Raw genomic sequence first — 365 nt, 5'->3', positions numbered from 1 at the left:
ACGGAATAGTGGGGCTGGCTGTCGGAAACGGAGGATTTTATGTTAAGACAAGCCACCCAAAACCTCATTACCGCCCTTTATCCGAGATTGTCCCACGAGGATGAATTGCAAGGCGAGAGTAATTCCATATCGAACCAAAAAAGGATACTCGAAACCTACGCAAAACAGAACGGCTTTACCAATCTGCGCTGGTACACCGACGACGGCTTTTCCGGCGCAAACTTCCAGCGGCCCGGATTTCAAGCCATGCTTGCGGACATTGAAGCCGGGAAAGTGGGTACGGTCATCGTCAAGGACATGAGCCGGTTAGGGCGAAACTACTTGCAGGTAGGGTTTTACACGGAAATGCTGTTCCCTCAAAAGGG

At 51.0% G+C, this 365-nt stretch carries 1 protein-coding gene; it reads left to right on the top strand.

The features are described 5' to 3' along the window. Positions 1-39 precede the first annotated feature (39 nt). Positions 40-365 (top strand): recombinase family protein (locus tag H6B31_RS16840; protein ID WP_204899541.1); only part of this gene is annotated, 326 nt, incomplete at its 3' end.

The organism is Pseudoflavonifractor capillosus (assembly GCF_016899775.1).
Lineage (GTDB): Bacteria > Bacillota > Clostridia > Oscillospirales > Oscillospiraceae > Lawsonibacter.
Note: the sequence above shows the minus strand (reverse complement) of the source record. Positions and strands in the feature narration are given on the sequence as shown.